At 65.2% G+C, this 15,610-nt stretch carries 13 protein-coding genes; 3 read left to right on the top strand and 10 right to left on the bottom strand.

The window, feature by feature from the left end:
* Positions 1 to 147 precede the first annotated feature (147 nt).
* Positions 148 to 1,302, top strand: a complete 1,155-nt coding sequence (locus R2676_RS11995) for a methyltransferase (protein WP_206274765.1) — start codon at positions 148 to 150, stop codon at positions 1,300 to 1,302.
* Between the two features lie 9 nt (positions 1,303 to 1,311).
* Here the strand turns inward: R2676_RS11995 and R2676_RS11990 are convergent, their stop codons facing one another.
* Positions 1,312 to 2,574 (bottom strand): TIGR03862 family flavoprotein, encoded by a 1,263-nt coding sequence (locus tag R2676_RS11990; RefSeq protein WP_206274764.1) that lies wholly within the window; start codon positions 2,572 to 2,574, stop codon positions 1,312 to 1,314.
* Positions 2,575 to 2,793: 219 nt separating this feature from the next.
* Here R2676_RS11990 and R2676_RS11985 point away from each other — a divergent pair, with 219 nt between their 5' ends.
* A complete protein-coding gene (locus R2676_RS11985) occupies positions 2,794 to 3,630 on the top strand; it encodes a class I SAM-dependent methyltransferase (RefSeq protein ID WP_206274763.1) in 837 nt (278 codons plus the stop codon).
* A 24-nt stretch (positions 3,631 to 3,654) separates the two neighbouring features.
* Here R2676_RS11985 and R2676_RS11980 read toward each other — a convergent pair whose 3' ends face one another.
* The 3 genes from R2676_RS11980 to R2676_RS11970 all read right to left on the bottom strand — a co-directional run bounded on the left by R2676_RS11980 (position 3,655) and on the right by R2676_RS11970 (position 5,759).
* The gene (locus tag R2676_RS11980; RefSeq protein WP_206274762.1) at positions 3,655 to 4,005 is read right to left on the bottom strand and encodes a hypothetical protein; all 351 of its coding nucleotides are present in this window, start codon (positions 4,003 to 4,005) and stop codon (positions 3,655 to 3,657) included.
* The gene (locus R2676_RS11975; RefSeq protein WP_206274761.1) at positions 4,002 to 5,489 is read right to left on the bottom strand and encodes a sensor domain-containing diguanylate cyclase; all 1,488 of its coding nucleotides are present in this window, start codon (positions 5,487 to 5,489) and stop codon (positions 4,002 to 4,004) included. The genes R2676_RS11980 and R2676_RS11975 overlap by 4 nt, the downstream gene beginning before the upstream one ends.
* An 81-nt stretch (positions 5,490 to 5,570) precedes the next feature.
* A complete protein-coding gene (locus R2676_RS11970; RefSeq protein ID WP_206274760.1) occupies positions 5,571 to 5,759 on the bottom strand; it encodes a hypothetical protein in 189 nt (62 codons plus the stop codon).
* Between the two features lie 295 nt (positions 5,760 to 6,054).
* Between R2676_RS11970 and R2676_RS11965 the strand changes: the two genes are divergently transcribed.
* Positions 6,055 to 8,295, top strand: a complete 2,241-nt coding sequence (locus R2676_RS11965; protein WP_206274759.1) for a M1 family metallopeptidase — start codon at positions 6,055 to 6,057, stop codon at positions 8,293 to 8,295.
* A gap of 107 nt (positions 8,296 to 8,402) precedes the next feature.
* Here the strand turns inward: R2676_RS11965 and R2676_RS11960 are convergent, their stop codons facing one another.
* From R2676_RS11960 to R2676_RS11935, 6 genes are all read right to left on the bottom strand, one after another.
* A complete protein-coding gene (locus R2676_RS11960; protein WP_206274758.1) occupies positions 8,403 to 8,726 on the bottom strand; it encodes a P-II family nitrogen regulator in 324 nt (107 codons plus the stop codon).
* The gene (locus tag R2676_RS11955; protein ID WP_206274757.1) at positions 8,723 to 11,872 is read right to left on the bottom strand and encodes an efflux RND transporter permease subunit; all 3,150 of its coding nucleotides are present in this window, start codon (positions 11,870 to 11,872) and stop codon (positions 8,723 to 8,725) included. Before R2676_RS11955 ends, R2676_RS11960 begins: the two co-directional genes overlap by 4 nt.
* Positions 11,869 to 13,089, bottom strand: coding sequence for an efflux RND transporter periplasmic adaptor subunit (locus R2676_RS11950; protein ID WP_206274756.1), 1,221 nt, complete (start codon positions 13,087 to 13,089; stop codon positions 11,869 to 11,871). The genes R2676_RS11955 and R2676_RS11950 overlap by 4 nt, the downstream gene beginning before the upstream one ends.
* Entirely contained in the window at positions 13,086 to 14,432 is a 1,347-nt protein-coding gene (locus R2676_RS11945; protein WP_206274755.1) for a TolC family protein, read from the bottom strand. The genes R2676_RS11950 and R2676_RS11945 overlap by 4 nt, the downstream gene beginning before the upstream one ends.
* Positions 14,433 to 14,545: 113 nt before the next feature.
* Positions 14,546 to 15,073, bottom strand: a complete 528-nt coding sequence (locus R2676_RS11940; RefSeq protein WP_024974200.1) for a hypothetical protein — start codon at positions 15,071 to 15,073, stop codon at positions 14,546 to 14,548.
* Positions 15,074 to 15,137: 64 nt separating this feature from the next.
* Positions 15,138 to 15,539 (bottom strand): winged helix-turn-helix transcriptional regulator, encoded by a 402-nt coding sequence (locus R2676_RS11935; protein ID WP_027680002.1) that lies wholly within the window; start codon positions 15,537 to 15,539, stop codon positions 15,138 to 15,140.
* Positions 15,540 to 15,610 lie beyond the last annotated feature (71 nt).

Here is a 15,610-nt window from a genome sequence, read left to right as displayed (position 1 = left end):
GCATTGGGCCTTTTCTGACAGGGGCCCCACCGAAACGGCGTCAGTGCCGCGCCGCTCGGTTGCCCGCCAGCATTTGTGCGATCAGGCCGACAGCGGTATCGTGTCGCCCACTACCGCACCCTCCCCGCTTTCCCGCCTATTTCCCCCGTGACCGATCACCCCACCCTCACCTGGACCGACGACCGCCCTGAAGCCAGCAGCGACGCCGTCCATACCGCTGTCTGGCGGTCAGAAGCCGGCAACCCGCCGCCCAAGCGCGTGGTCATCGCAGATGATCGGACTCCCGCCGATACCGCTTACCGCCTCGCCTGCGAAGGCACGGCATTGCTCTGGCAAGGCGACTTCCAGAACGCGCGCCAACTGCTGCAGGCCATGTCGCGCCGCACGGATCGCAAACCCGGCAAGGCGCGCAAGGAACCCGCCTCGCCCATCGATGCGTTCAACCTGCATCGACAGGCGCAATCTCAGCGCGCCCGCACGCTCGGCATGCTGCTGATTCCGTTGGATGCGGATTACACGATCCCGCTGCGCCGCGCCCCTGATATGCGCGAGGCCTGCACCGAGGCCTACGGCACCAGCCACGCCGCTTCTGTCGTCTCGCTGCGCGAGCTGCTTGGTTTGATCGGCGCGCATGAGTGGCGCAAGAAGGGGGTCGAGATTCCCGCGCTCGGTGGTGAGCGCATTCACCCGCACTACGGCGTGTTCTCACCCGTGCGCGGCGAATACATCGATCTCGTGGCGAATGCGCCGTTGCCTTCGAAAACCCTGGCGTTCGATATCGGCACGGGCACGGGCGTGCTGGCAGCGGTGCTGGCCAAACGCGGCGTGAAGCACGTCATCGGCACCGATCAGGACCCGCGCGCGCTGGCCTGTGCGCGCGACAATCTGGCGCGTCTCGGTCTGCAAGCGCGGGTGGACGTTGTCGATGCAGACCTGTTTCCCGAAGGCCGTGCGCCGCTGATCGTGTGCAACCCGCCGTGGCTGCCGGCGCGACCCAGCTCGCCCATCGAGCGCGCCGTCTACGACCCGGACAGTCGCATGCTGCGCGGCTTCCTGGACGGCCTAGCCGCCCATCTGGAGCCGAATGGCGAAGGCTGGTTGATCCTGTCGGACTTTGCCGAGCATCTTGGCCTGCGCACGCGCGATGCCCTGCTGGCGATGATCGACGCTGCCGGCCTGCAGGTGGTGGGACGGGAGGACATCAAGCCGAAGCACCCGAAGGCGTCCGATGAAAGCGACCCGCTCTATCGTGCGCGGGTTGCCGAGGTCACGTCGCTGTGGCGCCTGAAGGCGCGCCAATAAACCGTTGAATCAGCGCGCCATCGTCGCCAGGTAGTCGAGCGCGCCCTGCCCCGCAGCGGCGCCGCTCGCAAAACACGCCGTCAGCAGATAGCCGCCCGTGGGCGCTTCCCAGTCGAGCATCTCGCCGGCGCAGAACACGCCCGGCAGACGCTCGATCATCAGCTTCGCATCCAACGCTTCAAATGCAACGCCGCCCGCGGTGCTGATCGCCTCGTCGATGGGCCGCGTGCGTGTGAGCCGCAACGGCAACGCCTTGATGGCCTTCGCGAGTTGAGCCAGATCGGCAAACGCTTCCTTGCTCAGGCACTCGCGCAGCAAGCCGAGCTTCACGCCCGTGATATTCAGCTTGCTTTGCAGATGGCTCGACATCGAACGCGCGCCGCGCGGGCGCATCAGTTCATCCGTCACACGTTGCGCGCTCCAGCCTGGCGCAAGGTCGAGCCAGATCGTCACACTGCCCTCTGCGGCGAGCGCGTCGCGAATGGGCGCCGACAACGCATAGACCAGGCTGCCTTCAATGCCGGTCTGCGTGACGACGAACTCGCCCTGGCGGAATTGCAGCGCACCGCCATCGCCCGACGGCAAACCGATGGCGACCGATTTCACGGGCTGCCCAGCGAAACGCTCGTGGAAATACGCGCTCCAATCGGCGTCGAACCCGCAGTTGGCAGGTCGCAATGGCTGCACCTGCACGCCGCGCGCCTCCAGCAACGGCACCCAGGCGCCGTCGGAGCCCAGGCGCGGCCAACTGCCGCCGCCCATGGCCAGCACCACCGCATCGGCTTGCACCAGCCGTTCAACATCGGCAGTTTCAAAGCGCAGCACCTGCGCGTGGTCTGATGGTTCTGCCCAGCCCACCCAGCGATGCCGCATGTGCAGCTGCACGCCCGCCTCGCGCAGCCGGTGCAGCCATGCGCGCAGCAAGGGCGCGGCCTTCATCTCGGTCGGAAAGACACGCCCCGAACTGCCGACAAACGTGTCGATGCCCAGCCCATGGATCCACGCACGCAGGGCATCGGGGCCGAAGCGGCCAATGAACGGCGCCAGCGCCTCGCGCCGCGTGCGATAGCGGCCGAGAAACGCGTCGATGGGCTCCGAATGGGTGATGTTCATCCCGCCGATGCCGGCCAGCAGGAACTTGCGCCCGGCCGAAGGCATGGCGTCGAACACCTCCACACGCACGCCGTTGCGCGACAGGACTTCAGCGGCCATGAGCCCGGCGGGGCCGGCGCCGATGACGGCAACGAGAGGGGCGTTGGATGTTTCGGACATGCGGGGAGGAACGGATCGAATCGCGCAGGGCAGACAAGCGGGGCGCTATTGTCACATCCCCACTGGGCGCGGGCAAACGAGGTCGCGCATGACGCCGCCTGGGGTGCGCTTGCCGTCGCCCACCCCGCTTTTCGGTAAACTGGCGCCCTCTTTCCGTTTTTCTCCGCGCCGCCGCACCGGTCCCATTCCGTGCGACATGTCGCCCAGGCTGTCCTGACGATGTCCAACAAGACCCACGAAATCCGCCCCAACCAGTCGATCGAACTGCTCAAGGAACTGCACATCCTGACGCGCGACGGCAAGATGAACCAGGACAGCCGCCGCAAGCTCAAGCAGGTCTATCACCTGTTCCAGTTCATCGAACCGCTGATGGCCGACGTGCAGCAAGCCAAGGGGCATGTCACGCTGGTCGACCACGGCGCAGGCAAGTCGTACCTCGGCTTCATCCTGTACGACCTGTTCTGCAAGGAGCAGCCGGGCGATGGAACCTCGCACATTTACGGCATCGAAACGCGCGAAGAACTGGTCACCAAATCGACCGAACTGGCCGCCCGGCTCGGCTTCAAGGGGATGTCGTTCCTGAACCTGTCGGTGGCGGAGTCGATTACATCTGACCGACTGCCCGCGACGATCGACATCGTGACCGCGCTGCATGCGTGCAATACCGCCACGGACGATGCGATCCGCTTCGCGCTGGAGAAGAAGGCGCAGTACATCGTGCTCGTGCCGTGCTGCCAGGCGGAGGTGGCCGGCGTGCTGCGCAAGAACAAGGGCAAGTCGCTCGGCAATGCGCTCACGGAAATCTGGCGCCACCCGCTGCACACACGCGAATTCGGCAGCCAAGTCACCAACGTGCTGCGCTGCCTGCAGCTTGAAGCGCACGGCTATCAGGTCAGCGTGACGGAACTCGTCGGATGGGAGCACTCGATGAAGAACGAGCTGATCATCGCGCAGTACAAAGACCTGCCGCGCCGCCGCCCCACCGAGCGGCTGAACCAGGTGATCAGCACGCTGGGGCTGGAGGAACTGCACGAACGGTTTTTTGCGCCGGCTTGAGCCACCCGTCGGCGAATTCATGTCTCATCGCGGCGCGGACGACCACTCGATCAGGCAGTTGGACTCGATGAACGCGAGCATCTCAACATCGTATGGGTCGCTCGAAATGTGCTGCGGCCAGTGTCGCTCGAGGCAGTCGACGATCTTGTCGGACGATTCGAATGATTCAGGCGCGCCCGATGTGAGACTGGGCGCCAGCCTGACAGTCAACCGGCCGATGGCGATCAGGCCGGCAAGCGTCGTCAAAAATTCGCGCTTGTAGTCTTCCGGGTCACGGGACTGACAACGTTCGGCCACGGCCTCGTAGAGCCGGATCAGATCCCGGCCTTCGCTGTCCTCTATCGCCGATGCGCGACTCTGTTCGTCAAGCGTCATGCAGGTGAGCGACTCTCGCCTCTCCGGCCTTCGTGCTGCACCCGCTTGTCTTCGTACATCGCGACGTCGGCCTCGCGCAGCGTTTCTTCCAGACGCCCGCCTTCGTGGCAGGTGGCGCAGCCCATGGAAAACCCAAGCTCCGCACCCGGATAGAACTGATTGTTGAGTTCCACCAGCTTGCGCAGGCTTTCCACCAGCGCCGTGCCGGCCTGCGCGTCGGCGCCCGGCAGCAGCACAGCAAACTCGTCGCCGCCAATGCGCGCGGCGTGTGCCGGTTTGTCGATGGCCTTGCCGAGCACCTCGCCGGCGCGCCGCAGCAGCGCGTCGCCCGCCGCGTGGCCGAGTTGGTCGTTCACGCGCTTCAAGTCGTTCAGGTCGATCATGATGACCGTGACCGGGAACGGGCCCTTGCGCTCCAGCCGGTTGATCTCGTCCACGTAGAACGAGCGGTTCTTCAGCTTGGTCAGCACGTCGTGCTTGCCGAGATATTCCAAATACGACTCGGCCTTCTTGCGCGCGGTGATGTCGGTCAGCGCCAGCAGCACCATGTCCCAATCCTGCTCGCGGCCCGGGAACACCGAGAACTGCAGGTGGATGTTCAGAGGGTTGCCATCCAGCCCGTAATTGACGACCTCGCGCTGCTGGAAGAGCTTGCCCTCCCACAGGTCGATCAACTGCTCGCGAAAATGCGGGCGCATGTCGTCGCGAAAGATTTCTGGCAAGCGGCCAAGCAAGTCGTTGCGGTTGCGCGCCTTGAACATCTCCAGCGTGAAGCCGTTGACGTCGAGCACCTGGATTTCCTGCATGCAGCGTTCAACAAACTCCGGATGCACGTCGGTAAAGGTGCGGAAATCCGTAATGCCCTGCATGCGCACTTCGTCCAGCAGCATCTTGATGGTGCTGAAATTTTCCACCCACAACGACACCGGCGCATGCTCGAACACGCCGCGCGCATAAAGTTGGCTGGCCGCGGCACGGCGGCGGGCGTCTTCGAGTTCGGTGATGTCGTCCACGGCTACCAGCACGCGGTCCCACGGCTGATCGTGATCGGGCAGGACCACGCCCTTGAGCAGGATGTCGAGACGGCGGCCGTCGAGCGTGTAATTGACGCTGCGGCTCTCGAACGACGGCTCGCCAGACCAGAGCTGCACGAGTTCGCCCACGTGGGCCTCGAGCATGTCGTCGCGCAGGACGTCGGCCAGCCGCGCGGTGAGCGTTTCGGCATCCGGGGCGGCGTACATGGACAACGTGCGCCGGTTCACGCGCAGCACCTTGATGCAGGCCGAACACGCCGCCACGCGAGAGGTGTCCTCTTCCAGAAAGCGCTGCAGGTCGGTCACGCCCGCCGCCCGCCATTGGGCAAAGAGGCGGTGCAGATCGCTGTAGTCCTCCAGCCACAATGACGTGGGGGTGACATCGAAGAAGTCGATCAGGTCGACACCCACAGCCGCCGGGCTGCTAACGCTATCGGACGCGGATTGCATGAATCGCTCTACGGAAACGGAAACACTTCGCAAACGTTGCGAGCGTACCGGTTTTGTGTAAAACCGCGCACAGCGCCCCGCTCACCCGGAAGGATTACCCCCATGCAGGCGATGCGCGGTCAGCTGCTGCAGCGCAATACCTCGCCGAATACCGGGAAAGTTCCCCGGCGGGATTTTCCGACGCCATGCCGTATTTAGTTTTGCTTTATCTGCCGTTGTAAAAATCGCCGCTTCGATTTTTAAGATATTTTCATGAAACGGGAGTCGCATTTCGTTTTTTCAACGCACGTTGAAGAAGTCGCCCATCGCTCGGAAAGGCGCGCGCAGCTTCGTGGACGCGCATACCAAAAACTGCAAATTCCGCAGCAGATTCTCTCGCACGTGATTTAAAAAACTTCGTCTCGATTCGCAGGCCGTTTCCTCCAGAATCCGTGCATCCCGTGCGCGGGCTGTGATTTGCACCGCGCAAGAAGCGGGTAATTCCTTGTCCCGATTCGGCGGCCTGCCCCCCCAATTTCTTTTGAGCCCTGGGCCGCCGATTCGTTTCCACCTCAGGAGAAATGCAATGCGGGATTCGACAACGCACCGTCGTACGGCCACGACAGACACCGGGCGCGCGTACGACGCCCGGACACGTCGTTCATTCAAGCTGGCACTCGTGGCTCAGGCTGCGGCCGCGCTGATTCTGGCCGCCTGCGGCGGCGGCGGAGATGACGCGCTCACGCCGGCCGGCGGGAAGCTGGACGCAAACGGCTCGCAGCAGCAGGGCAATACCAATACCGGCAACACCAATGCGCAGGCACCTGCCGTCGACGCGACGGTGCCGCCGGTCGAACTCCCGGACTACATCAGGCCGGTCAACTACAAGCTGTGGTTCCGTCCGAGCGCAGACCTGAACAGCTTCTCGGGCCGCGCCGATGTGGAGATCAAGGTCACCAAGCAGACCGGCGCCGTGACGCTGGCCGTGCGCGACCTCAAGCTCGACGCCTCGCGCCTGACGCTCACGCCCACCTCGGGCAATGGCGCATCGCGCGTGCTCGTGCCGATTCCGCAATCGCAAGGCGCCTTCTATGACCTGCGCGACCCGACCGGAGACATCAAGCCCGGCAACTACGTGCTGCACATGGAATGGACGGGCACGATCAACTTCACCAAGGCCGAGGGCATCTTCAAGCTGGGTCTGCAGGCGGCAACGGGTGAGAGTTCGGACGCCATCGTCACGCAGGGCGAATCGAACTTCGCGCGTGAATGGTTCCCGAGCTGGGATGAGCCGGCCTTCCGCAACACCTTCGAAGTGACGGCGGAAATTCCGGGCGACTGGAAGGCCGTGGCCAACGGCAGGCAGACGGGCGCCACCAAGCTGCCGGATGGCTATCAGCAGGTGTCGTTTGCCAAGACACCGTCGATGCCGGCGTACCTGCTGTTCTTCGGCGGCGGCAAGTTCGACATCCTGGAAGACCAGTTCACCAACCCGCTCGACGGCAGCAGCATGCGCCTGCGCTGGTGGGTGCCGCCTGGCGAGGCGCACTCGGCGGTGGCCGGCATGCAGTTCACGAAGGAAGCGCTGAACCACTACTACAACTACTTCCAGATCCCGCTGCCGTTCGACAAGATGGACACCATCGTCGCCAACGACAGCTACGACAACAAGAATGCCGGCTTTGGCGGCATGGAGAACTGGGGCGCCATCTTCGAGTTTGCCGACCAGGTGCTGGTGCCGCCCGATGGCGCACCGACGACGGTCCACTCGATGGGCAAGGCGCGCTCGTTCGTCGTGGTGTCGCATGAACTGGCCCACCAATGGTTTGGTGACCTGGTCACGCTGGACTGGTGGGACGACATCTGGCTGAACGAGTCCTTCGCCAACTGGTTCGAGAACGTCACGAAGATCACGCTGCACCCCGAGTTCCAGGGCAACACGTGGGCCAACTACGCGGCGGTCAAGCAACGCGTGATCACACTGGATCTGCAGCCGACAGCCGTGCCGGTGCAGCACAACCTGAGCGACGCCGGCTCGATGGACTTCCTCGACAGCTTTGCCTACAACAAGGGCGGCCATGTCCTGCAGATGCTCGAGAACTACGTCGGCAAGGACGCCATGCGCAAGGGCCTGCAGAGCTACCTGAACAAATACAAGTTCGGCAACGGCACGCCGCCGCGCCTGTGGGCAGAACTGGAAGCGGCCAGCGGCAAGCCGGTGGGCAAGGTGGGCGACAGCTTCGTGCGCCAGACCGGCCTGCCGCTCGTCACGATCGATGCGCAGTGCAATCCGGCCACCAACCAGAACGTGCTGACGATCACGCAGAAGGCCTTCCCGAACAAGAACGTCTATTCGGGCTACCAGTGGAACGTGCCGCTCACGCTGGCTTATGGCGACAACTTTGGTCAATCGCAGACCATCGTGCTCGACCAGCAGACCGCGCAGGTCACGCTGCCGACGTGCTCGGCCGTGCTGGCCAACCCGTCGGGCCTGGACTACTACGTGACCAACTACAGCCCGACGCTGTGGAGCAACCTGCTGGCACAGGCCGGGGCCATCAGCAGCGATGCGGCCAAGACCAACATCGCAGGCGATGCCACGCAGCTGTATAACGCGCAGCTCATCACCAAGGCGCAGTACGACCAGATCGTCGGCATCAAGAACTTCCAGCCTGCGGTGGCAACCCTGGCCGCCCAGTCTGTGAAGCCGACCGGCTCGCTACGTCCGCAAGCGGTGCAGCTGCAGGAAATGCAGTCGATGGATCGCCCGATCCACAAGTTCCGCTACGAAGGTCTCATGAAGCATCTGACCGACATCAAGCGGTAAGCGCCAAAGCAAGCGGGCCGCGTCTTACGATGCGACCCGCTGCAAGGGTGGCTCCTGATTTTCGGCGGACATGGTCCGCCGTTTTTCATGCGCGCGTCACACGACCATCAACCCGTGCGATGCAGGAAGGTGGCCTGAATCACGTCGGTCATCCAGATGGCGCTCTCGCCAGTCTGGCCGTGCTCCAGCACCTTGATGGCGCTTTCGAACAGCACGCTGGCCAGCGCATCGGAAGCGATGATCTCGATGCGCACGCGCGGCACAAACTCCGTCAGGTCTTCCTTGATGGAATGCGCGCCGGCCTGTGAAGCCGCTGGCGGATAGGCATTCACCTCGCCCACCGTCATGCCCGGAAAACCCGGGCAACTGCGCAGCGCTTCATGCATGCGTTCCAGCAGTTGCGGGCGCACTACGATGCGGATTTCCTTCATGCCTTCGACTCCTCATCAAACCATTTGTACAGCGTGGGCAGCATCACCAGCGTGAGCAGCGTGCAGGTCAGCAGACCGCCGATCACCACGATGGCCAGCGGCCGTTGCACTTCCGAGCCCGGCCCTGTGGCGAACAGGAACGGGATCAGGCCCAGCATGGCCACGGTGGCCGTCATCATCACGGGCCGGAAGCGCATGCGTGAACCCAGCCGCACGGATTCCTCCACCGACATGCCCTGCTCGCGCAGACTGCGGATCGTGCTGACCAGCACCACGCCGTTGAGCACGGCGATGCCCCATAACGCCACAAAGCCGACCGACGCCGGCACGGAGAGGTACTCACCCGTGACGAACAGGCCGATGATCCCGCCCACCGAGGCAAACGGCAGCACCAGAATGATCAGCGTGGCGTAGCGCACGGAGTTGAACAGCAGGAAGAGCAGGAAGAAGATGGCCGCCACCGTGATCGGCACGATCACCTTCAGGTGGCCCATGGCGCGTTCCATGTTCTGGAACTGGCCGCCCCACTCCAGGTAGTACCCCTCGGGCAGCTTGACCTTCTGCGCGACGGCCGCCTGCAGCTCGGCCACGAAGCCGCCCAAGTCGCGGTCGCGCACGTTCACGCCCACCACCACGCGGCGCTTGCCCAGCTCACGGCTGATCTGCGCGGGGCCGTCGGTCACATCGATGCGGGCGATGCTTTCCATCGGCACCTGTGCGCCATTGGGGGCGGCCACGATCAGGTTGCGGATGGCCTCCACGCTGCCGCGATATGCGTCCGGCAGGCGCACCACCGCGCTGAAGCGACGCTCGCCTTCGAAGATTTCCGTGGCTTCCTTGCCGCCGATGGCGGTCTCGATCACGTTGTGCACGTCGGCCGCATTCAGGCCGTGGCGTGCAATGGCCTGACGGTCGATCGCGATCTGCAGATACTGCTGACCGGTGATCCGCTCCACGCGCATGTCCTGCGCACCCTGGATGCCCTGCGCCACCTTGGCAATCGCCTCGGCCTTCTCGCGCAGCGTGTTGAGGTCGTCGCCGAACACCTTGATGGCCACGTCGGAACGCACGCCGGTCACCATCTCGTCCACGCGATCGGAAATCGGCTGTGCCATGACGATCTGCACGCCGGGTAGCACCTGCAGCGCGCGGCGCATCGCCTCGGCAATGTCGTCCTGGTTCCAGCCCTTGGGCCACTCATCGCGCGGTTTCAGCGACACGATCGGCGTCGATTCGTTCTGGCCCTGCGGGTCGGCCGGAGACTCGCCTCGGCCCACGCCCGAGACGGCCGACTTCACGCCCGGCACCTGCATCACCAGGCGCATGGCTTCCATCTCCATGCGGATCGACTCTTCCAGCGAGATGTTCGGCGCGCGGTTGATGCCGGGCACCACCGAGCCTTCCTTCATCTCGGGGATGAACGCCGTGCCCAGGAACGGCATCAGCGCGCCGGTGGCCAAAAACACGGCCACGGCCACGATGACGGTCTTGCGGCCGTTGTTCAGGCTCAGCTCCAGCAAGCGCAGATACGGCTTCTTCATCTTGCGGATCAGCCACGTGTCATGCGCGTCGTGCTCGGCGTGGGGGTCGTCGCTGTGCTCACCTTCCACGTGCTTGTGCACCTTGGGCTTGAGCAGATACGACGACAACACCGGCGTCAGCGTGAGCGACAGCACCAGCGAGAAGAACAGCGCAATCGCAATGGTGAAGGCCAGCGGCGCAAACATCTTGCCTTCCATGCCCTCCAGCGTCATCAGCGGCAGAAACACCAGGATGATGATGCCCACGCCAAAGATCACGGGCGTGGCCACTTCCGTCACGGCATGCAGGATCACGCGCGCGCGGCTCTCGTTCGGATCGCGCGGCTTGGCGAGGTGCGCAAAGGCGTTCTCCACCACGACCACCGAGCCATCGACCATCAAGCCGATGGCGATGGCCAAGCCGCCCAATGACATCAGATTGGCCGAGATGCCGAGCTTATTCATCGCCATGAACGTCAGCAGCGGCGTGAGGATCAGCGTGCCGACCACGATGAGCGATGAACGGATGTCGCCGAGGAACAGCAGCAGCACGATCACCACCAGCACCACGCCTTCGGCCAGCACCTTGATGACGGTCTGCAAGGCCGAATCCACCAGCTCCGAACGCTCGTAGTACGGCACGATCTTCAGGCCGTCGGGCAGCATGCCGTCGTTGTTGATGGCCTTCACGCGATCCTGGATGCGGGCGACGACTTCCTTCGCGTTGCCGCCGCGCATCATCATCACGACGCCGCCGACGGATTCCGTCACGCCGTTCTTGACCACTGCCCCCGCGCGCACCGCCGTGCCGATCTTCACATCGGCCACGTCTCGAATCGTGAGGGGTGTGCCGTTGACCTCCTTGAGCACGATGGCGGCAATGTCGTTGGTGTCGCGCACCAAACCCACGCCGCGGATCAGGTACTGCTCCGCAAAGTGCGGCAGCACCCCGCCGCCCGAGTTGGCGTTGTTGGCGGCCAGCGCCTCGAACACCTGCTTGACCGTCACGTTGTGGTGGCGCAGGCGCTCCGGATTGACGAGCACCTGGTACTGCTTCTCGTAACCGCCCTGCGAGTTGATCTCGGCCACGCCCGGAATGGAGCGCAGCAGCGGCCGCACCACCCAGTCCTGCGCAATGCGGCGCTGGGTGAGTTCCTCGACCGAAAGCTCTTTGTCGCCGTCATCCGGTTTGTCGAGCGTGTACTGATACACCTCGCCCAGCCCCGTCGATACGGGGCCGAGCACCGGCGTCACGCCCGTCGGCATGCGCGACTGCACCTCGATCAGCCGCTCCATCACGAGCTGGCGCGCGAAGTACACATCGGTCTCGTCGGTAAAGACGAGCGTGATGAGCGACAGGCCCGGCTTGTTGAGCGAGCGCATCTCGGTCAGCGCCGGCAGGCCGGTCATCGCCATTTCCACCGGCACGGTCACAAAGCGCTCGACCTCTTCCGGCGAGCGGCCCGGCGCCTCTGTGGCGATCTGCACCTGCACGTTGGTCACGTCCGGAAACGCGTCAAGCGACAACTTGCGTGCGGCATCCAACCCGAAGAACAGCAGCACGGCGGCAATCACTGCCACCACGAGCCGTTGCTTGAGCGCGCCGCGAATCAATGCGTCGATCATGCGCCCTCCATCTCGGCGCGCTTGCGCTCGTTGTTCAGATGGAAACCGCCTTCAACGACGATCGGCTGCCCGGCCTGCACGCCGGAGATGACCGGGCGCACCCCGTTCGATTCATCGCCCAGCTTGACCGGCGTGAGCTGGTAGTTCGTCTCGCTGGCGCGCACGAACACGTAGTCGCGGTTGTCTTCGCGCACCACGGCGGACGTCGGCACCACCACGCGTTCTTCCGGCCGCGACTGGATGAGCAGCGTGGCCAGCATCGACGGCTTGAGCGTGCGCTCTGCGTTGTCCACTTCGGTGCGCACCGTGACCGTCCGCGTTTGCGGGTCGACAATGTCCGACACCCAGATCAGCTTGCCGACAATGCGATCGCCCGCGCCGGTGTCGATCTCCACGGCCTGGCCCGCGCGCACGCCGGCAGCGGCGTTTTCGGGCACTTCACCCACCACCCACACGCGCGACAGATCGGCCACGGTGAACAGCTCGTCGGCCGGCTGCACGACCTGGCCGCGCGTCACCTTGCGCTCCACCACCGTGCCGCTGATGCTCGCCACCACGGGCGAGATCGACGACATGCCGCCCGTGCGCATCTTCGCCAGCGTGCCGGGCGACACGCCCATCACGCGCAATTGGTCGACGGCCGCGCGCACTTCGGCATCGGCCATCGCCAGTTCGCTCTGTCGCTTCTGGAGTTCGGCCGAGCCGATTACGTCGGCAGCCAGCAGCAGCTTGGCGCGTTCCAGCGCACGCGCCTGCAGGTCGCGCTGCGCTGCGGCCTTCTGGTAGGCGAGCTGCGCGGCGCCAAGCTCGGTGCTGTGCAGCTGCGCGAGGATGTCGCCTGCCTTCACGCTCTGCCCCGGCGTGGCGACCAGCTCCGTCACGCGCCCCGTGACGGTGGCGCCGATGCGCGCCACGCGCTGTTCGTCAAACGCAATCTGCCCCGGCACGCGCAGGCGCTCGGCAATCGGCTGCTTGCCCACCGGCGCCACTTTCAAACGCTGCACCAGCGTGGGCTGGGCAACCACGAGATTCGGGTCGACGGCCTGTTGCGCGGCCTTGGCATCGTTGGCGGCATCTTTGCCGCAAGCGCCCAGCAGCAGCATCGCCGCCAGGGCAACGCCGGCCAGCCGGATCGAAGAAGAGAAAGAAGAAGGTACGGTCATGGTCTGGCTGGATTCGAGAGTTCGGGAGGCAACGCGATGGCTGGGGCGTTTCATGGGGCCTCCGGGCGCAGGCGGTCGAGTTCAACGGCGGCGGCGCGCAGGTCTGCGCGTGCGGCAATCAGGTCATTGCGTGCCTGGCGGAAGACGCGCTGGGCATCGAGGTAGTCGAGAATCCCGCGCTCGCCGTGGCGGTATGCGGCTTCGGCCACGCGCAGCGCCGATTCGGCCTGCTTGATGACACCGGATTCCAGTGCGCTGACTTGCGACTCCGCAATCTCGTATTGGCGATAGGCCGATTCCACCGCCTGGCGCGTACGCAACTCCCGGTCGCGCAACAGGGCGCGGGCGCGTTCGCGGGCGGCCACGGCTTCACCGACGGGACCATCGCGGCGGTCGAACAACGGAATCGACATCACCAAGCCCACGCGGCTGTCCTGCAGATCGGGCTGGCCGTCGACCGACCCGCGCAGCGCCAGCGACGGCCAACGCTGGCTGCGCTCGTGCGCAAGACGCGCTTCGGCCTCGCGCATGGCGGCGCGGTCGGCTTCCAGTTCCGGATGCGTGGCGAGCACCGCGCTGACGAGATCCGCCAGCGGCGGCAGATGCGCGACGGACGGCGTCTCTGCACCGGCATCGACATCGAACGTCTGCGGCAGATCGGCGCCCACGGCGCGGCGCAGTTCGGCCAGCGCCTGCTGCACACGCAGTGCGGCGGCCTGCTCGTTGCGCTGCGCGTTGAGCAACTCCGCGTCGCCACGGATGAGTTCGTAGCGCGGGGCTTCGCCGGTTTCCACACGCACGGCCACGCCACGGCGGATTTGCTCGACCAGCGTCACGTCTTCGCGCGCGTTGCGCTGCTCGGCCTCGCGACGCACCACGTCGTAAAAGCGCAGCTTGAGATCGGCTTCCACGTCGCGTGCCTGCGATCGGGCGGTGGCGTGCGACGCTTCGTACGCGGCGTCGGCGGCTTGCGTACGGGCGGCGCGCTGCCACGGCAAATCGAGCTTTTGCGTGATCGACACGCTATTGGTGCGGCCTTCCGCCGCACCCGGCATGCGAGCACGCTGGCGGCCGGCCATGGCTTCCACCTCGGGGTTGGGCCAGGCGCGTGCGGTGGCGATGCCCGCCTGCGCAGCCTGCACCTGCGCCTGTGAAGCGGCGAGCGCCGGGTGGTTGGCGCGTGCCAGTTCCAGCAACTGCTGCAAGGTGTAGCGCGGCTGCGGGAGCGCCTCGTCGGCACGGGCGGTGGCGGTCTGGGCACCACGTAGCGACGGTGTCGGGGGCGCTGCATTGGCATGGACAGCCATCGCGGCCAGCACAGCGGAAAGAACAGCACGCCGCGACGCGCGCGCGCCTGCTGCGGGGCGCGGGTTGGCCGCATCCTGATTGGACAACATCCGAAATCATCCTGAAAAAGAAGAACAGGCAAGCGCGAACGCCCAGCCGGTCAACGGGCCGGTTGGCGCAGCACTAGCAACTCAAGGGGATGGTTTCCGGCGAATGCCGGAGATCAGGCGCGTGCGGGCGGGCGCAGCATGGGGGCCGGCGTGGGGCCGGCCTGGAACGGAGGAAGCGAAACACGGACACGCGCGACACGCAGGCCGGGCGTCAACACCATGGGCGGCGGCGGCAGCCAGAGTTCTGGCGCGTCGCTGGGGTGATCGGGGGCGGCGGCGCTGGTGGTGGGCGCATCAGGCGCATCGGGAGCGTGCGCAACCCAGTGTTCGACGCTGAAGCACTGGCCGGGCTGCTTGACCGCCTTGCCGAGCGCGACCTTGATGGCGCGCTCGAAACCCTTGCTGGGCTTGGCAACCGGCGGGGCATCGCCGGGCATGTCGTCGACCACGGCTTCGATGGCTTCCAGCGCGTCGTCCGCAGCCTGGCCATCGGGAAAATGCGTGGCCGAGAACACCGAAACCGTGAACAACAGGCACCAGATCGTGACGATCCACCGCACGCCGCGCGCACGCGACAGCACGCCCCGCGCGGTGGCGCGAGACAACGTCGGCAAGGCGGAGGAAAGATTCGTCACAAACATAGGCTCCGAATACTATCGGAAAAATGCTGCATCTGCACACAACGTCGGGCAGATCGGCCGGATGTCAATCGGAATCGACCTGACTTTTGCGAATCCGTTCCATTTCGGGCCAATGCGCGCGTACCCAGTCGTCCAGGCCGACGAGCGTGCGGTTGAGCGATTCACCGAGCGGGCTGAGACGATATTCGACGTGCGGCGGGACGCTGTCGTAGATGGTACGCAGGATGAGACCGTTGGCTTCCAGCTCGCGCAGCGTCTGCGTGAGCATTTTTTGCGAGATGCCGTCGCCCACGCGGCGCAGGAGTTCGTTGTTGCGCACGGGGCCGTTTTCCAGCGCGGGGAAGATGCGCAGCGCCCACTTGCCGGCGACCAGTTCGAGTGCGCGCGTCGACGGGCAGGCGTCCACGGTGCCTTCAGCGGGACTTTCCGGCGTAGACGAAGAGGACGGAGCCAGGTTGTCGGCCATGGGGCCTCCGGAACACGATTGGGATACGCGTGACCGTAGCGCCAATCGTGCCGCCCTGCAACGCGCCCCCG

It is taken from the genome of Ralstonia flatus (genome assembly GCF_958439105.1).
GTDB lineage: Bacteria > Pseudomonadota > Gammaproteobacteria > Burkholderiales > Burkholderiaceae > Ralstonia > Ralstonia flatus.
Note: the sequence above shows the minus strand (reverse complement) of the source record. Positions and strands in the feature narration are given on the sequence as shown.